The sequence below is a fragment of the Streptomyces sp. NBC_00631 genome, assembly GCF_045206895.1.
Taxonomy (GTDB): domain Bacteria; phylum Actinomycetota; class Actinomycetes; order Streptomycetales; family Streptomycetaceae; genus Streptomyces.
On sequence record NZ_CP107734.1, the window covers coordinates 888,120 to 902,618 of the forward strand.

At 73.0% G+C, this 14,499-nt stretch carries 15 protein-coding genes; 7 read left to right on the plus strand and 8 right to left on the minus strand.

The features are described from left to right. Positions 1-44 precede the first annotated feature (44 nt). From OHB00_RS04215 to hypA, 6 genes are read left to right on the plus strand one after another with little or no spacing between them, the layout of a single operon-like run. Positions 45-1,835, plus strand: coding sequence for a nickel-dependent hydrogenase large subunit (locus OHB00_RS04215; protein WP_406431350.1), 1,791 nt, complete (start codon positions 45-47; stop codon positions 1,833-1,835). Further along, complete coding sequence (locus OHB00_RS04220; protein ID WP_406431352.1) at positions 1,828-2,373, plus strand: NifU family protein; 546 nt, start codon at positions 1,828-1,830, stop codon at positions 2,371-2,373. Before OHB00_RS04215 ends, OHB00_RS04220 begins: the two co-directional genes overlap by 8 nt. After that, complete coding sequence (locus OHB00_RS04225) at positions 2,370-2,978, plus strand: DUF5947 family protein (protein ID WP_406431354.1); 609 nt, start codon at positions 2,370-2,372, stop codon at positions 2,976-2,978. Before OHB00_RS04220 ends, OHB00_RS04225 begins: the two co-directional genes overlap by 4 nt. A gap of 53 nt (positions 2,979-3,031) precedes the next feature. Beyond that, positions 3,032-3,238 (plus strand): hypothetical protein, encoded by a 207-nt coding sequence (locus OHB00_RS04230; RefSeq protein ID WP_406431356.1) that lies wholly within the window; start codon positions 3,032-3,034, stop codon positions 3,236-3,238. Positions 3,239-3,260: 22 nt separating this feature from the next. Continuing rightward, on the plus strand, positions 3,261-3,437 hold the full coding sequence (locus OHB00_RS04235; RefSeq protein ID WP_406431358.1) for a hypothetical protein: 177 nt from the start codon (positions 3,261-3,263) through the stop codon (positions 3,435-3,437). 7 nt (positions 3,438-3,444) lie between these two features. Continuing rightward, on the plus strand, positions 3,445-3,783 hold the full coding sequence (gene hypA, locus OHB00_RS04240) for a hydrogenase maturation nickel metallochaperone HypA (RefSeq protein WP_406431360.1): 339 nt from the start codon (positions 3,445-3,447) through the stop codon (positions 3,781-3,783). A 52-nt stretch (positions 3,784-3,835) separates the two neighbouring features. Here the strand turns inward: hypA and hypE are convergent, their stop codons facing one another. The 8 genes from hypE to OHB00_RS04280 form a co-directional block, all read right to left on the minus strand. Then, positions 3,836-4,825: a hydrogenase expression/formation protein HypE gene (gene hypE / locus OHB00_RS04245; protein ID WP_406445611.1), complete on the minus strand. Its 990-nt coding sequence runs from the start codon at positions 4,823-4,825 to the stop codon at positions 3,836-3,838. Positions 4,826-4,892: 67 nt separating this feature from the next. Then, positions 4,893-6,020: a hydrogenase formation protein HypD gene (gene hypD, locus OHB00_RS04250; protein WP_406431362.1), complete on the minus strand. Its 1,128-nt coding sequence runs from the start codon at positions 6,018-6,020 to the stop codon at positions 4,893-4,895. Further along, on the minus strand, positions 6,017-6,307 hold the full coding sequence (locus OHB00_RS04255; RefSeq protein ID WP_406431364.1) for a HypC/HybG/HupF family hydrogenase formation chaperone: 291 nt from the start codon (positions 6,305-6,307) through the stop codon (positions 6,017-6,019). Before OHB00_RS04255 ends, hypD begins: the two co-directional genes overlap by 4 nt. Before the next feature lie 3 nt (positions 6,308-6,310). Next, positions 6,311-8,671 carry a carbamoyltransferase HypF gene (hypF, locus tag OHB00_RS04260; protein WP_406431366.1) on the minus strand — a complete coding sequence of 787 codons (2,361 nt, stop codon included), beginning with the start codon at positions 8,669-8,671 and terminating at the stop codon, positions 6,311-6,313. Then, positions 8,668-9,390, minus strand: a complete 723-nt coding sequence (gene hypB, locus OHB00_RS04265) for a hydrogenase nickel incorporation protein HypB (RefSeq protein ID WP_406431368.1) — start codon at positions 9,388-9,390, stop codon at positions 8,668-8,670. The genes hypF and hypB overlap by 4 nt, the downstream gene beginning before the upstream one ends. A gap of 67 nt (positions 9,391-9,457) precedes the next feature. After that, positions 9,458-10,039, minus strand: a complete 582-nt coding sequence (locus tag OHB00_RS04270; RefSeq protein ID WP_406431370.1) for a hydrogenase maturation protease — start codon at positions 10,037-10,039, stop codon at positions 9,458-9,460. After that, complete coding sequence (locus OHB00_RS04275) at positions 10,036-11,706, minus strand: hydrogenase maturation protein (protein WP_406431372.1); 1,671 nt, start codon at positions 11,704-11,706, stop codon at positions 10,036-10,038. Before OHB00_RS04275 ends, OHB00_RS04270 begins: the two co-directional genes overlap by 4 nt. A gap of 20 nt (positions 11,707-11,726) precedes the next feature. After that, positions 11,727-12,887, minus strand: coding sequence for an acyltransferase family protein (locus tag OHB00_RS04280; protein WP_406431374.1), 1,161 nt, complete (start codon positions 12,885-12,887; stop codon positions 11,727-11,729). Positions 12,888-13,071: 184 nt separating this feature from the next. On the opposite strand from OHB00_RS04280, the gene OHB00_RS04285 reads away from it, so the two are divergent. Continuing rightward, complete coding sequence (locus tag OHB00_RS04285) at positions 13,072-14,424, plus strand: FAD-binding protein (RefSeq protein WP_406431376.1); 1,353 nt, start codon at positions 13,072-13,074, stop codon at positions 14,422-14,424. Positions 14,425-14,499: the final 75 nt, after the last annotated feature.

The following is a 14,499-nucleotide window of genomic DNA, read 5'->3' on the forward strand; positions in this document are numbered from 1 at the left end:
CCCCCCAACCCCCGTCCCCCCACAGCAAAGGTCAGCGAACGCCGATGACAACCGAGGCCCGGCAAAAGGGGCGCAAGCCCGCGCAGATCGTGGACATGTCCTGGGATCCGATCACCCGGATCATCGGAAACCTGGGCATCTACACGAAGATCGACTTCGCCAACCGGGAAGTGGTGGAGTGTCACAGCACCTCCTCCCTCTTCCGCGGCTACTCCGTCTTCATGAAGGGGAAGGACCCGCGCGACGCCGGGTTCATCACCTCCCGCATCTGCGGCATCTGCGGCGACAACCACACGACGTGCTCCGACTACGCCCAGCAGATGGCGTACGGCGTGAAGCCGCCGCCGCTCGCCGAGCACATCGTCAACCTCGGCGAAGCGGCCGAGTACATGTTCGACCACACGATCTTCCAGGACAACCTGGTCTTCGTGGACTTCTGCGAGCAGATGGTCAAGGCCACCAACCCGAGCCTCCTGGCCCGCGCGCAGAAGACCAACGCGCCGCGCGGTGACATCCACGGCTACCGGACCATCGCCGACATCATGAAGGCCTTCAACCCCTTCGAGGGCGAGGTCTACAAGGAGGCCCTGAAGGTCTCCCGTACCACCCGTGAGATGTTCTGCCTGATGGAGGGGCGGCACGTCCACCCCTCCACCCTCTATCCGGGCGGTGTCGGCACCATGCCGTCGCCGACCGCGTTCACCGACTACCTCAGCCGGCTGATGCACGTCATCGACTTCGTGAAGAAGGCCGTCGCCATGAACGACGACGTCTTCGACTTCTTCTACGAGGCGCTGCCCGGCTACGAGGAGGTCGGCAAGCGCCGTGTCCTGCTCGGGTGCTGGGGCGCCTGGCAGGACCCGAAGGTCGTCGACTACAAGTACGAGAACATGGACCGCTGGGGCAAGGCGATGTACGTCACCCCGGGCATCGTGGTCGACGGCGAGCTGGTCACCAACAACCTGGTCGACATCAACCTGGGTCTGCGGATCATGCTGGGTTCCTCGTTCTACGAGGACTGGGTCAACGAGGACCCGTTCGTCACCCACGACCCGCTCGGCAACCCCGTCGACATGCGCCACCCGTGGAACCAGACCACGCTCCCGGTGCCGCAGAAGCGGGATTTCGAGGGCAACTACAGCTGGGTGATGAGCCCGCGCTGGTTCGACCAGCGCACCGGCGACCACCTCGCCCTGGACACCGGCGGCGGCCCGCTCGCCCGGCTCTGGTCGACCGCGCTCAGCGGCATCGTCGACACGCCGTACATCAAGGCCACCGGGCACAGCGTGCGCATCTCGCTGCCCAAGGGCGAGACGCTGCCGGAGACCACCCTGGAGTGGAAGATCCCGAAGTGGTCCAACACCCTCGAACGGGACCGCGCCCGGCCGTACTTCGTGGCCTACGCCGCCGCCATGGCCCTGCAGTTCCTGGACGAGGCGATGGGGCTGGTCCGGTCCGGCGACACCAAGGTGTTCGAGGACTTCGAGGTGCCGGACGAGGCGATCGGCTGCGGCTTCCACGAGGCCGTGCGCGGGGTGCTCTCGCACCACCTGGTGATCAAGGACAAGAAGATCGCCAACTACCACCCGTACCCGCCGACTCCGTGGAACGCCAGCCCCCGGGACAAGTTCGGCACCCCGGGCCCGTACGAGGACGCCGTCATGGGCCAGCCGATCTTCGAGGAGAACGGCCCGGACGACTTCAAGGGCGTCGACATCATGCGCACGGTCCGCAGTTTCGACCCCTGTCTGCCGTGCGGTGTCCACATGTACACGGGCAAGGGCAAGACTCTGAGCGTCACGCACTCGCCGGTGTACGGGGCGAACCATGGCTGACGGACGGCTCGACGGCCCGGCGGTCGAGGCCCGGCTGGCCCGGCTCGACACGCTGCTGGAGAGCCTGGAGTCCGCGCCCGGTCCGACCGGCGGCTCGGCCGTCGAGGCGGTACGGCTGCTGACCGAGGTCTACGGCGAGGCGCTCGCCCGCGTCCTCGACCGCGCGGACACGCAGGTCGTCCGGGAGCTCGCCGACGACGAGCTCCTCGACCACCTGCTGGTCCTGCACGACATCCATCCGGACCCGCCCGAGCTCCGGGCCGCCCGCGCGGTCGAGCGGCTGCGCCCCGCCGTGCGGGAACGCGGCGGTGACGTCGAGTGGGCCGGCGTGGAGGGCGAGGTGGGCCAAGTGCGGCTCGCCACGGGCGGCGGTTGCGGCTCGGGGTGCGGCGGAGGTACCACGGAGGTGACCGACGCCGTCCGGGAGGCGGTGCTCGCGGCGGCCCCCGAGCTGGCCGACGTGCAGCCGGTGCCCGAGGCCCCGGCGCCCGCCTTCTTCCCCCTGGACTCCCTGCGCCGGCCACAGGAGGCCCGGTGACCACCGAAGGAGCCCTGGCCCGCCTCATCCGTTCCTCGGCCGACCGGCAGCCGGCGGCCGGGGCGGAGGTGTGCGACCTGTGCGCCGCCCCGGTGTCCGAGGACCATGCGCACCTGTACGACACCGGGCAGGCCGAGGTCCGCTGCGCCTGCCGCGCCTGCTCCGTGCTCTTCGCCGACACCCGGCAGGGCGCCGGGGCCGGGGACGACCGGCTCCGGCTGATCCCCACCCGCCGGGTCCGCCTCCCGAAGGTCGACACCGCAGCCCTCGGCGTCCCGGTCGGCCTGGTCTTCTTCGTGCCGCGCGCCGACGGCTCGGTCACCGCCGAAGGACCGAGCCCGGCCGGCGCCATGCGCTGGGAGGTGGCGGCGACGGCCTGGCAGCAGGCGGTCGCGGGCTGCCCGCCCCTCGCCACCATGACCCCCGACGTCGAGGCGCTGCTGGTCAACACGGTGCACGGCCTCGACCACCACTGGATCGTCCCGGTCGACGACTGCTTCCGCATGCTCGCCGTCGTCCGCCGGGAGTGGCGCGGCCTGTCCGGCGGCGGCCGGATGTGGCCGGCCGTGGAGCGTTTCTTCGAGGAGCTCACCGAGCGGCCCTGAGCCGAGCGGCCTTGAGGAACGGCAACACAGAAAGCCCAGGAAGGAGAGACCCCATGGGCAGCATCAGAGTCGGCCGCGCCCAGGCGAGGCCCGACACGCCGACCCACGTGCCCGGCATGCACCAGGGCAACGAGGGCCCGTACAAGAAGCAGACAGGACACCACCCGGACGGCACCGCCGACGCGCGGCGCTCGACCAACATCCACTGGAAGCGGCACGACGTGCTGCTGGACGTCATGCCGAACATCCCACCCGGATGACACCGAACAGAAAGTGCCCGCTATGAAGATCCAACGCAAGAGAACAGGCACCGCGGCCCAGCGCGTCCTGACCGCCGAGGTCGCCGTGGTGGGCGCCCTGCTCCTGGCCCTGTTCGTCACCGAGATCCCCAGCATGATGCGCGAGATGAAGATCTGGCGGATCGCCGGCGGGCTGCGCGCCGGTCACCGGTATCCGTGAGCCGGTCGTGCACGAACTGTCGATCGCGACGGCGATCGTGGAGCAGGCCGACGAGTGGGCCCGGGCGGACGGCGCGGACCGCGTCCTCGCGGTGACCGTCCGGGTCGGCGAACTGTCCGGAGTCGTCCCCGACGCCCTGGACTTCGCCTTCGAGGTGGCCCGCGACGGCACCGCCCTCGCGGGCGCCCGGCTGGTGGTCGAGCAGGTGACCGCGCGGGCCTGGTGCGGGCCGTGCGCCGCGGAGTTCGCGGTGGGCATGCCGCCGTTCTTCTGGTGCCCGCGCTGCGACCGGCCCTCCACCGAGCTGCGCAGCGGCCGGGAGCTGGAGATCACCGCGGTCGAATGACCCCGCCGGTGCCCGGGGGGACCCGAGGCACGGGCGGGGTCATCGCCTGTCGTCAGCAGATGCGGGGCAGCTGCTCCCCGAGCGGAAGATCGACGACCCGGGTGCCGCCGAGGCCGGTCGCCACCACCACCATCCCGGGGTGTTCGGTCACGCACTCGCCGATGACCACCGCGCCCGCCCCCTGCGGGTGGGCGCGCATCGCCGCGAGCACGGCCTCGGCCTCCGCCGGCGGGACGAACGCGACGAGCCGCCCCTCGTTGGCGACGTACAGCGGGTCCAGGCCGAGGAAACCGCAGGCGTTGGCGACCGCGTCCGGTACCGGGACGGCACGCTCGGCCAGCCGTACGCCCGTTCCCGACGCGCGGGCGATCTCGTTCAGCGACGCGGCCAGGCCGCCGCGGGTCGGGTCGCGCAGGACGTGGATGTCGGGGGTGACGTCCAGCATCGTCGCCACCAGGTCCGCCAGCGGCGCGGTGTCGCTGGCGATCTCGACGCCGAACTCCAGCCCCTCCCGCACGCTCAGCACGGCGACACCGTGCAGCCCGATCGGTCCGCTGACGATCACGGCGTCGCCGGGCCGGGCCCGCTGCGGCCGGATGTCGACCCGCTCGGGGACCAGGCCGACGCCGGCGGTGGTGACGTACACCCCGTCCCCGTGCCCGGCCTCGACCACTTTGGTGTCGCCGGTGGCGATGGTGACACCGGCCGTCTCGGCCGCCGCGCCCATGGCCTGCGCGATGCGCTCGACGACGGTCAGCCCGACGCCCTCCTCCAGGACGAAGGCGGCGGAGAGGTAGGCGGGCCGGGCGCCGCTCATCGCCAGGTCGTTGACCGTGCCGTTGACGGCGAGGTCGCCGAGGCAGCCGCCGGGGAAGAACAGCGGCCGTACCACGTAGGAGTCGGTGGAGAGGGCCAGGCGGGCGCCGCCGAGGTGGAGGACGGCGGAGTCGGTCATCCCGGCGAGGAGGGCGTTGCCGTAGGCGGGGGCGAAGATCTGCTCGATGAGTTCGGCGGAGAGGGCGCCGCCTCCGCCGTGGCCCATGACCACGACCGGCTGGTCGCGGATGGGCGCCGGGCAGCTCCAGTTCGCGGGGTCGACGACGGTCTGCTCAGCCAACGGGGTTCATCTCCTCGCGCGGGAGCGCCGGTTCGGACATCCGGCGGTAGAGGTAGTAGGCGGCGCAGGCGCCCTCGCTGGAGACCATGGTGGCGCCGAGCGGGGTGCGCGGGGTGCAGGTGGTGCCGAAGGCCGCGCAGTCGGTGGGTTTGATGAGCCCTTGCAGGATTTCGCCGGCGCGGCACTCGGCGGGTTCCTCGGTGCGGATGCCGGTGACGTCGAAGCGGTGCTCGGCGTCGAAGTCGCGGTAGGCGTCGTTCAGCCGCCAACCACTGTCGGGGATGCGGCCGATGCCGCGCCAGGAGCGGTCGCTGACCTCGAAGACCTCCTCGATCATGCGGATGGCGGCCGGGTTGCCGTCGGGGCGCACGGCGCGGGCGTAGGCGTTCTCCACCCGGTGCTCGCCGCGCTCCAGCTGGCCCACCGTGCGGCGGATGCCCTCCAGGATGTCGAGCGGCTCGAAGCCGGTGACGACGACGGGGACCCGGTGCCGTTCGGCGAGTTCGGGGTACTCGGCCATGCCCATCACGCTGCACACGTGCCCGGCGGCCAGGAATCCCTGCACCCGGCAGGCGGGGGCGGTCATGATGGCCTCGATGGCCGGGGGGACCCGGACATGGGAGACCAGGAGGGTGAAGTTGGTCAGGCCGAGGCGCTTGGCCTGGTGGACGGCCATGGCGTTGGCGGGGGCGGTGGTCTCGAAGCCGATGGCGAAGAACACCACCTGCCTGTCCGGGTGGCGCCGGGCGAGCTGGAGCGCGTCGAGCGGAGAGTAGACCACGCGGACGTCGCCGCCCTCGCCCTTGACCCGGAACAGGTCCCGGTCGGTGCCGGGGACGCGGAGCATGTCGCCGAACGAGCAGAAGATCACGTCGGGACGGGCCGCGATCTCCAGTGCCTTGTCGATGCACTCCAGCGGGGTGACACAGACCGGGCAGCCCGGTCCGTGGATCAACTCCACCTCGTCCGGAAGGAGTTGGTCGATGCCGTGCCGGATGATGGAGTGGGTCTGGCCGCCGCACACCTCCATCAGGGCCCAGGGGCGGGTGGCGGTGGCCCGGATCTCGTCCAGCAGCCGGCGCGCCAGCTTGGGGTCGTTGAACTCGTCGAGGTACCTCACCGGGTCTCGCTCCCTTCCGCCTGCTGGGCCGCCTGCTGCCAGGCGTCGCCGAATTCCTCCTCAAGCAGCCCCAGTTCCTCGAAGAGCTTCAGGGAGGCCAGGGCCGACTGCTCGTCAAGTCGCTGCAGGGCGAAGCCCACATGGACGATGACGTACTCGCCGACCTCGACGTCCGACACGTACTCCAGACATGCCTGCTTCTGCACCCCGCCGAAGTCGATCAGGCCGGTGAGCGGATCGGCGGTGTCATCGATGCTCACGACTCTGCCGGGCACTGCCAAACACATGGGTCACTCCGTCTCGTCGCTGACTGTTTTCCGTCCGTCGCCGGGCCGCCGGTGGGCCGCGACCACCAACTGGCCGAGTGCCAGCCCGCCGTCGTTCGGCGGGACTTCGCCGTGCAGCAGGACCGTGAATCCGTCGCCGCGCAGCAGTTCGGTGCTCGCGCTCTCCAGCAAAGCGTTGGCGAACACACCTCCGGTGAGGGCGACGGTGGTCAGTCCGGTGGCCCGGCGCACGCCGCGGCAGAGGTCCAGGACCGCCTCGGCGACCCCGCGATGGAAGCGGGACGCGATCACCGGCACCGGGGTGCCGCGCCGCAGGTCGGCGATGATCGCGCGCAGGGTGGGAGCCGGGTTGAAACGGTCGCCGAAGGGATACGCTGCCGGGTCCTGGTCCCAGGCCGCGCAGGCCTGCGCCTCCAGTTCCAGGGCAGCCTGGGCCTCGTACCCGGCGCGGTGGCACACGCCCGCGAGGGACGACACGGCGTCGAAGAGGCGCCCCATGCTGGAGGTCGCCACACAGCCGACCTCGCTCGCCAACTGCTTTGCCAGCAGCTGGAGTTCCTCATGGGAGCAGGCGGCGACACTGGGCAAATCGGCGTCCCAGCGCAGTCCGGCCGCCCACAGCCGGGCCAGTGCCGTCCGGCACGGGTTGGCGACGCCCGCGTCCCCGCCGGGCAGCGGGGCCGGGGCGAGGTGGACGAGGCGCCGGCAGCGGGTGTAGTCCGCGACCAGCACCTCGCCGCCCCAGACGGTGCCGTCGTCGCCGTAGCCGGTGCCGTCGAAGGCGACGCCGATGACGGGCGTGGTGCCGTCGAGGCCTGCCTCGGCCATCGCGGAGGCGATGTGGGCATGGTGGTGCTGGACGAACACCGGCTCGCCGAGGCCGAGCCGGGTGGCCCGGCGGCGGGCCCAGGCGGACGACTGGTAGCCCGGGTGGCGGTCGGCGGCGACGATTTCGGGGCTGACCCCCGTCAGCCGGCGCACATGCTGTTCCGCCCGGCCGGCCGCCTCCAGGGTGGCCAGGTCGCCCATGTCGCCGATGTGCGGCCCGAACCAGGCCAGGTCGCCCGCGCCGACGCACAGCGCGTTCTTGAGGTCGCCGCCGGCCGCGAGCACGGGCCGCACCGGGACCGGCAGGCGCAGCGGGCGCGGGGCGTATCCGCGGGAACGGCGCAGGACCTGCTCGGTGCCGTCGGCGCGGACCCGCAACAGCGAGTCGTCGCAGGGCGAGGCGATGGGCCGGTCGTGGGCGAGCCAGGCGTCGGCCAGTCCCGCCAGCCGGGTCAGCGCCTCGTCGTCGTCGGTGACGATGGGCTCGCCCGAACGGTTGCCGCTGGTCATGACCAGGATGCGCGGGCCGGGCGGGTCACCGGGCAGGCCGAACAGCAGGGTGTGGACCGGGGTGTAGGGCAGCAGCACGCCGAGGTGCGGGCTGCCGGGGCAGACGCCGGGCGCGAGCCGGGCGGTGGGGCGGGGGCGGAGCAGGACGATGGGGCGCCTGGGGCTGGTGAGCGCGGCCCCCTCGGCCGGCCCGACCTCGGCGATCCGCTCAGCCTCGCCGAGGTCCGCGCACATCACCGCGAACGGCTTGTCGCCGCGCGCCTTGCGGGTGCGCAGGGTGTGGACGGCCCTGGCGTCGGAGGCGTCACAGGCCAGGTGGTAGCCGCCGACGCCCTTCACGGCGACGATCCGCCCGGCGGCGAGCAGTTCTCGCGCCCGTGCGAGGGCGTCACCGTCGCACGCGGCTCTCACCCCGCTGCCCGCGGCGGCCACCAGCCGCAGCCTGGGGCCGCAGTCCGGACAGGCCACGGGCTGGGCGTGGAAACGGCGGTCGGCCGGGGCGTCGTACTCCCGGGCGCAGGCGGGACACATGGGGAAGCCGGACATGGTGGTGACCGCGCGGTCGTACGGCATACCGGTGGCGATGGTGAAGCGGGGCCCGCAGTGGGTGCAGGTGATGAAGGGGTGGCGGTGCCGGCGGTCGGCCGGATCGGCCAGTTCCCGCAGGCAGTCGGCGCAGGTGGCGGTGTCGGGCGGGAGGAGGGTGCGGCCCGGGGCCGACTGTTCGGTGGCGCGGATGGTGAAGCCGGGGTCCGCCCCGGTGGCCGGTACCTCCTCGACGGCCACGGCCGTCACCGTGGCCAGCGGCGGCGGCTCACCGGCCAGCCGCTCGCAGAACCGTTCGACGCCGGCCGCCGCTCCCTCGACCTCGATGAGCACCCCGCTCGCCGTGTTGCTGACGAATCCGGTGAGCGCGAGGTCGGCGGCGAGACGGTGGACGTACGGGCGGAAGCCCACGCCCTGCACGGTCCCGCGGACCGTGACCCGCCGGCGGACCGCCGCCGCCGTCGTGCTGGGCGCGGTCACGAGGCGGTGGAGGCGTGGATGTGGCCGTGCGGGTGCGGGGCGAGGGGCGGCCGGTGCGCCGGGGCACCGTCGCGTACGGCGAGCACCCGGTCGAGAACCGTGTCGACGCCCTCGCCGGTGCGGGCGCAGGAACGGACGATCTCCACGCCGGGGTTGACCCGCCGCACATGGTCGGCGAAGGCGGTCTCGTCGAAGCCGGCCGGCCCGGCGAGGTCGGTCTTGGTGAGCACGACCAGGTGCGCGGAGCCGAAGGCGGTGGGGTACTTCGACGGTTTGTCCTCGCCCTCGGTCACCGCCATCAACACGATCCGCAGATGCTCGCCGAGGTCGTAGGAGGCCGGGCAGACCAGGTTGCCGACGTTCTCCACGAACAGCAGCGCGGTGTCAGGCGGCAGCCAGCCCTCCAGGTGGCCGCGGACCTGCCGGGCCTCCAGGTGGCACAGCCCGTCGGTCAGCAGCTGCTTCACCGGCGCTCCGGAACGGGCCAGCCGCTTCGCGTCGTTCTCGGTGGCGAGGTCGGCGGTGAAGGCGGCGACGGGGACACCCCGCTCCCCCGCCCGGGCCAGCACCCGGCCGAGCAGTTCGGTCTTGCCGCTGCCGGGGCTGGAGAGCAGGTTCACCACCGCGACCCCGCGTGCGGCCAGGTCGCCGCGCAGGCTCGCGGCCAGGCCGTCGTTCCTGGCCAGGACGGCCCGGGTGACCTCCTCCGACTGACACATGGGCGCTCCTCGGTCGCTGGGCCGGCGGGACGGACCGGGGGCGCGGGTGGTTCCGTGTCCTGGTCCGCTAGCGATCCTGCGCGCCGGTGGTGGCTGTAGGCGGGCGACCGGGCGGGGCGGGGGCCGCGGATTCCTCCGGGCGGGCCAATGCGGGCGTGGTCCTGGGGTCGGCGAGCAGGGCCGGGGCCAGGGCGTGCAGGGCTTCGACGGCCCGCCCGACCGCCTCCCGGACGGGTGCGCTCAGACCGGGGGCGATGTCCTCGTCGCCGCGTGGCAGCTCCCCGGGCTCACAGGCGAGCACGAGAACGCGGGGCAGGGGTTCGTCGCCGAGGTGGGCGGCGAGCGCGAGCACCTTGGCCGGGTCCATGCCGTGTGCCTCGGGCGGGGCGGCGGGGCGGCCGTCGGGGAGTTCGGGCTCGACCAGGGAGAGCGTGCCGGGGCGTTCGCCGCGTACGGCCGCGTCCACGAGCACGACCACCGGCCAGCCGTCGAGCAGGGTGTAGGCGAGGTCCATGCCGCGGATGCCGAAGTCCCGGACCTGTACCTCGGGCGGCAGCGGGCGCTGCTCCAGGGCGCGGATCACCTCCGGGCCGAAGGCGTCGTCGCCGAGGAAGATGTTGCCGACGCCCGCCACCAGCAGGCGCGTCACCGGGCACCGCCCGGGATCTTGCGGACGAATTCGGAGCGCAGCGAGTGGTAGGCGGCGTCCGGGTCGAAGAACAGCGCGTGCATCCGCGCGAGTTCGTCGCTCCGGTACTCGGCGAGCGGCCGTTCCTCCTCGTCGGCCCGGCGCGCCGCGGCCTTGGCGGCGATCCGGCGCGTGAGATCCGGCGAGCCGGCGAGCGTGGCGGCGAGCCGCTCGACCTCGGCGGCGAAGCCCTGCGCGGGGACCGGCACCAGCCGGTCGACGAGCCCGATCCGGGCGGCCGTCGCGGCGCTCACCGGCTGGGCCTCGTCCGTGAGCCGCCGGGCGGTGTCCGCGCCGACGCGGCGCGGCAGCGAGTACGTCCAGAACTCCGAGCCGTACAGGCCCATCCGCCGGTAGTGCGGGTTGAGCACGGCACCGGCGCGGCACCAGACCTCGTCGGCGGCGAGGGCGAGCATGGCACCGCCGGCCGCCGCGTTCCCGCCGAGCGCGGCCACGACGAGCCGGTCGGTGGTCCGCAGCACGGCCTCGACCAGGTCGTCCATCGCGTCGAGGTTGGTCCACGACTCCTCGGCGGGGTCCGGGGCGGCCTCGATGACGTTGAGATGGATGCCGTTGGAGAAGAAGTCGCGGCGGCCGCCGAGCACCAGGACCCGGGTGGGCCGGGCGAGGGCGTACCGGTAGGCGGCGAGCAGGCGCCGGCAGTGGTCGGTGCTCATCGCGCCGCCGGGGAAGGAGAAGGTGACGAGGCCGACCTCGCCGTGCTGCCGGTAGCGGATGTCGGTCCAGGTCCGGCGGTCCGCGGGCAGTTCCAGCGGGACCGGGTCCGCGGGGAGGGCCGGACCGGCGAGGACGTCGGTGGCGGGGCGGCGGAAGGGCGCCGGGTCGCCGGAGTTCCTGCGGGGGCGCAGTTCCGGGATCCAGACGGCGCCGTCGCGGGTGGCCCGGCAGACGCCGCCCGCCCGGGTCGCGAGCAACTCCCCTGGTTCTCCCCGCAGCCGGTCCTCGGGGTGGCCGCCGTGCAGGAACACCTCACGGCCGAGGAGTTCGTCCAGCACCCCCGGCTGCGAGTCGGCCCCGCGCAGTTTGCGCAGCACCGTCGCGGTGTCGTCGGCCGCCCAGTCGATCCGCCGCCGCTCCTGCCGGAAGACGTCCCGCCAGACGACCTGCCCGTGGATCGCCGGATCGCTCTGCGGCCGCGGTTTGTACGAGCCGTCCGCGTACCGTCGTACGGCCTGGTGGACGGCGGTGAGGGCGGCGTCGGCCACCTCGTTGCGGTAGAGGTCGCTCTTGCCGACCGGTGCCACCGGGAACGGCTCGCTCGCCCAGACCGCGCCCGCGTCCATGGCCGCCTCGGCCTGGAGCACGGTCACCCCCCACCGGTCCGCCTGGCCGGCGATGGCCCAGTCGAGGGCGGAGGGGCCCCGGTCGCCGAGCGGGCCCGGGTGCACGATCAGGCAGGTGTGCCGCTGCCAGACGTCCTCGGGAAGCGCCGTCCTCAGCATCGGCGCGACGATCAGCTCCGGGCGCCGGTCCCCTACGGCGCGGCGGACGGCGTCGGGGCCCTGGCCGGCGAGGACGACGTCCACCCGGTGGCCGAGGTCGGACAGTTCGGCGTAGACCCGCTGGGACAGGCTGTTGAACGCGCTCGCGATGAGCAGAATGTCCATGATCCGGCATGTTCGCCGGTTCAACGGCTCCCGGAAAGGACCCGCGCGGCGTTTCGCCGGCCGTCCTGGGCCGGGCGGCCCTCCCAGCCCCGGAACGCCCATTCCATCCCGGGCTCCATCACGCACCTGAAGATCCGGCGCACCGGCGGTGTGCACAGCAGGGTCACCACCACCGCGGCGACGGCGGTGGCCGTCAGCGCGCCCAGCGGACCGTGCATCCAGGCCGGGTCGTACCAATGGGCGGGCTTGGCTCCCTGCGCGACGAAGCCGTGCAGCAGATAGCCGTAGAGCGTGCCCGCGCCGAGGGCGGTGAACCAGGTGCGGCGGCCCGGGACCCAGGCGAGGAAGCAGGCGACCAGGACCAGGGAGCAGCCGAAGGTGGCCAGCGTCATGACGGGCCCGTACCAGGCGGGCACGCCCAGCTGCTCGGCGCTGTCCCGGTGGAAGAACCAGCGGTAGCCGAGGTGCGGCACCGACCAGTACGCCATGGCGAGGGCGCAGACGACGACGGGCACCGCGGCCACGCGCACGCTCCAGCGGCGCAGCAGACCGAAGTGCTCCGGGCGCAGGCACAGGCCGAGCACGAAGTACGGCAGGAACTGCAGGACCCGCTGCAGGTCGAGGTCGTTGCCGATGGACGACGACAGGCTCGCGAGCACGGCGACGACGAGCGCGACGGGCAGCGGCCGGCGCAGCTGCCGCCAGATCGGCGTGGTCAGCCGCCAGACGAAGAGGGCCGCGAGGAACCAGGTCAGATACAGCGGGTCCAGCAGGCTGATCTCGCGGTCCGGGGCGTGGTCGCTCCAGCGGGTGAAGAGGGTGTAGGCGACCTCGAACACCACATAGGGCACGGCGACCCCGGTGACCAGGCGCCTGATCCGGGCCGGGCTCGCGTCGAAGTTGCGGGAGAAGTAGCCGGAGATGACGATGAACGCCGGCATGTGGAAGGCGTACACGAACGTGTAGAGCGCGGTGACGGTACGGCTGTCCGAGCGCAGTGGCTCCCAGGCGTGCCCGACGGCCACGAGCACGATCGCCAGGTACTTCGCGTTGTCGAAGTAGGCGTCGCGGCGGGCGGCCGGTGGGCCGGCGGAGGACGATGTGCCGGCAGGGGACGGCGTGTCGAGTGCGGTTGCTGTCTCGTGGGAGCCGGACAGACCAGAACACCTCTCATACGGCATGCGCTCCGGGGAGCGGCGGGCGGGGACGGGGGCAGTACTCCGGTCACGCTGCTCTCCGGATTCCGCCGGGGTAAACCCGTCGTGGTTTTCAGGTGTCGGTGCGGGAAACGGTGACCGTCCGCCGTGTCCGCACCGCGAAGATGGGTGTGCCCCTGCCGACCGAGGCCTCTTTGGAGCGTGCCGCGTGACGTCGTCGGACCGTGTCTCCGCACGATTCGTGGAACTACTGGACACCCGCCCGGAGGTCCTGCGGGAGGCCGCGGAGGACTTCGGCCACCTGGTGTCCGCGCCGCCCCTGGGGGTGGTGCGGCCCCGGTCGGCGGCCGAGGTGAGAGACACGCTGGCGTATGCCGGGCCGCGCGGGGTCCCGGTGGCGGCGCGGGCCGGCGGGCATTCGATGTACGGCCAGGGGCAGGCCCGCGATGGGATCGTCCTCGACATGCGTGACCTGAACGCGGTCGGGCCGGTGACCGGGGACCGGGTGGAGGTCCAGGCGGGGGCGCTGTGGCGGGACGTGCTCGCGGCGACCCTCCCGTACGGGCTCGCCCCGCCCGTCCTCACCGACTACCTCGGTGCCGGCGTCGGCGGTGTGCTGAGCGTGGGCGGGCTCGGCGGCGCCAGTCACCGGCACGGCCTGGTCGCGGACTCGGTGCTGGAGCTGGAGGTGGTGACCGGCGCCGGCGAGCACCTGGTCTGCTCGCCGGAACACCACGGCGCCCTCTTCCACGCCGTCCTGGCCGGCCTGGGACAGGTCGCCGTGATCATCCGGGCCACCCTGCGCCTGTCCCCCGCGCCGGTGCTGGTCCGCCGCTACTGCCTGTTCTACCCCGACCTCGACGCCTACCTGTCCGACCAGCGTCTGCTGGCGACGGACCGGCGCTTCGGCTACCTCGAAGGCCAGGCCCGCCCCACCGAGGACTCCGCCGGCGACTGGACGTACATGGTCGAGGCGGTCACCGCCCACCGGGGACCGACCCCGCCCGACGACAGGAGCCTCCTCGGCGGCCTCTCCTTCGCCGCGTCCGAGATCACGGACCTCGGGTACGCCGAGTTCGCCGACCGGGTCGCCACCGACGAGGAGATCCTGCGCGGAACCGGCGAGTGGCTGCACCCGCACCCCTGGCTGAACCTGCTCCTCCCCGACGACACCGCCGCGTCCGTCGTGACCGGCATCCTCACCGACCCCGGCTTCCGGGACCTGCGCGTCAACGGCCTGGTCCTGCTCTATCCCCTCCTCACCCGCACCCTGCGCGCCCCGCTGTTCCGGCGCCCGCGTGGCGAGGTCGTCCATCTGCTCGCCCTGCTGCGCACCGCCGCCCCGGGTGCGGCCGGCCCGATGGTGGCCGCCAACCGCACGGCGTACGAGTACGCGCGGGCCGAAGGGGCGGTCGCCTATCCGGCCAACGCGCTGCCGATGTCCGCCGGTGACTGGCGGGAGCACTACGGCAGCCGGTGGAGCACCCTGACCGAGGTCAAGACCGTCCACGACCCGCACGGCGTCCTGGGCCGCGGGCACGGCCTGGGGGGAGCATCGTGAGGGGGAGCGGGCAGGGACGTCGGCATCGGGTTCCACCGGGGTGTCGATTCCGGCCGGCTCCGTTCGTCGGTGGGG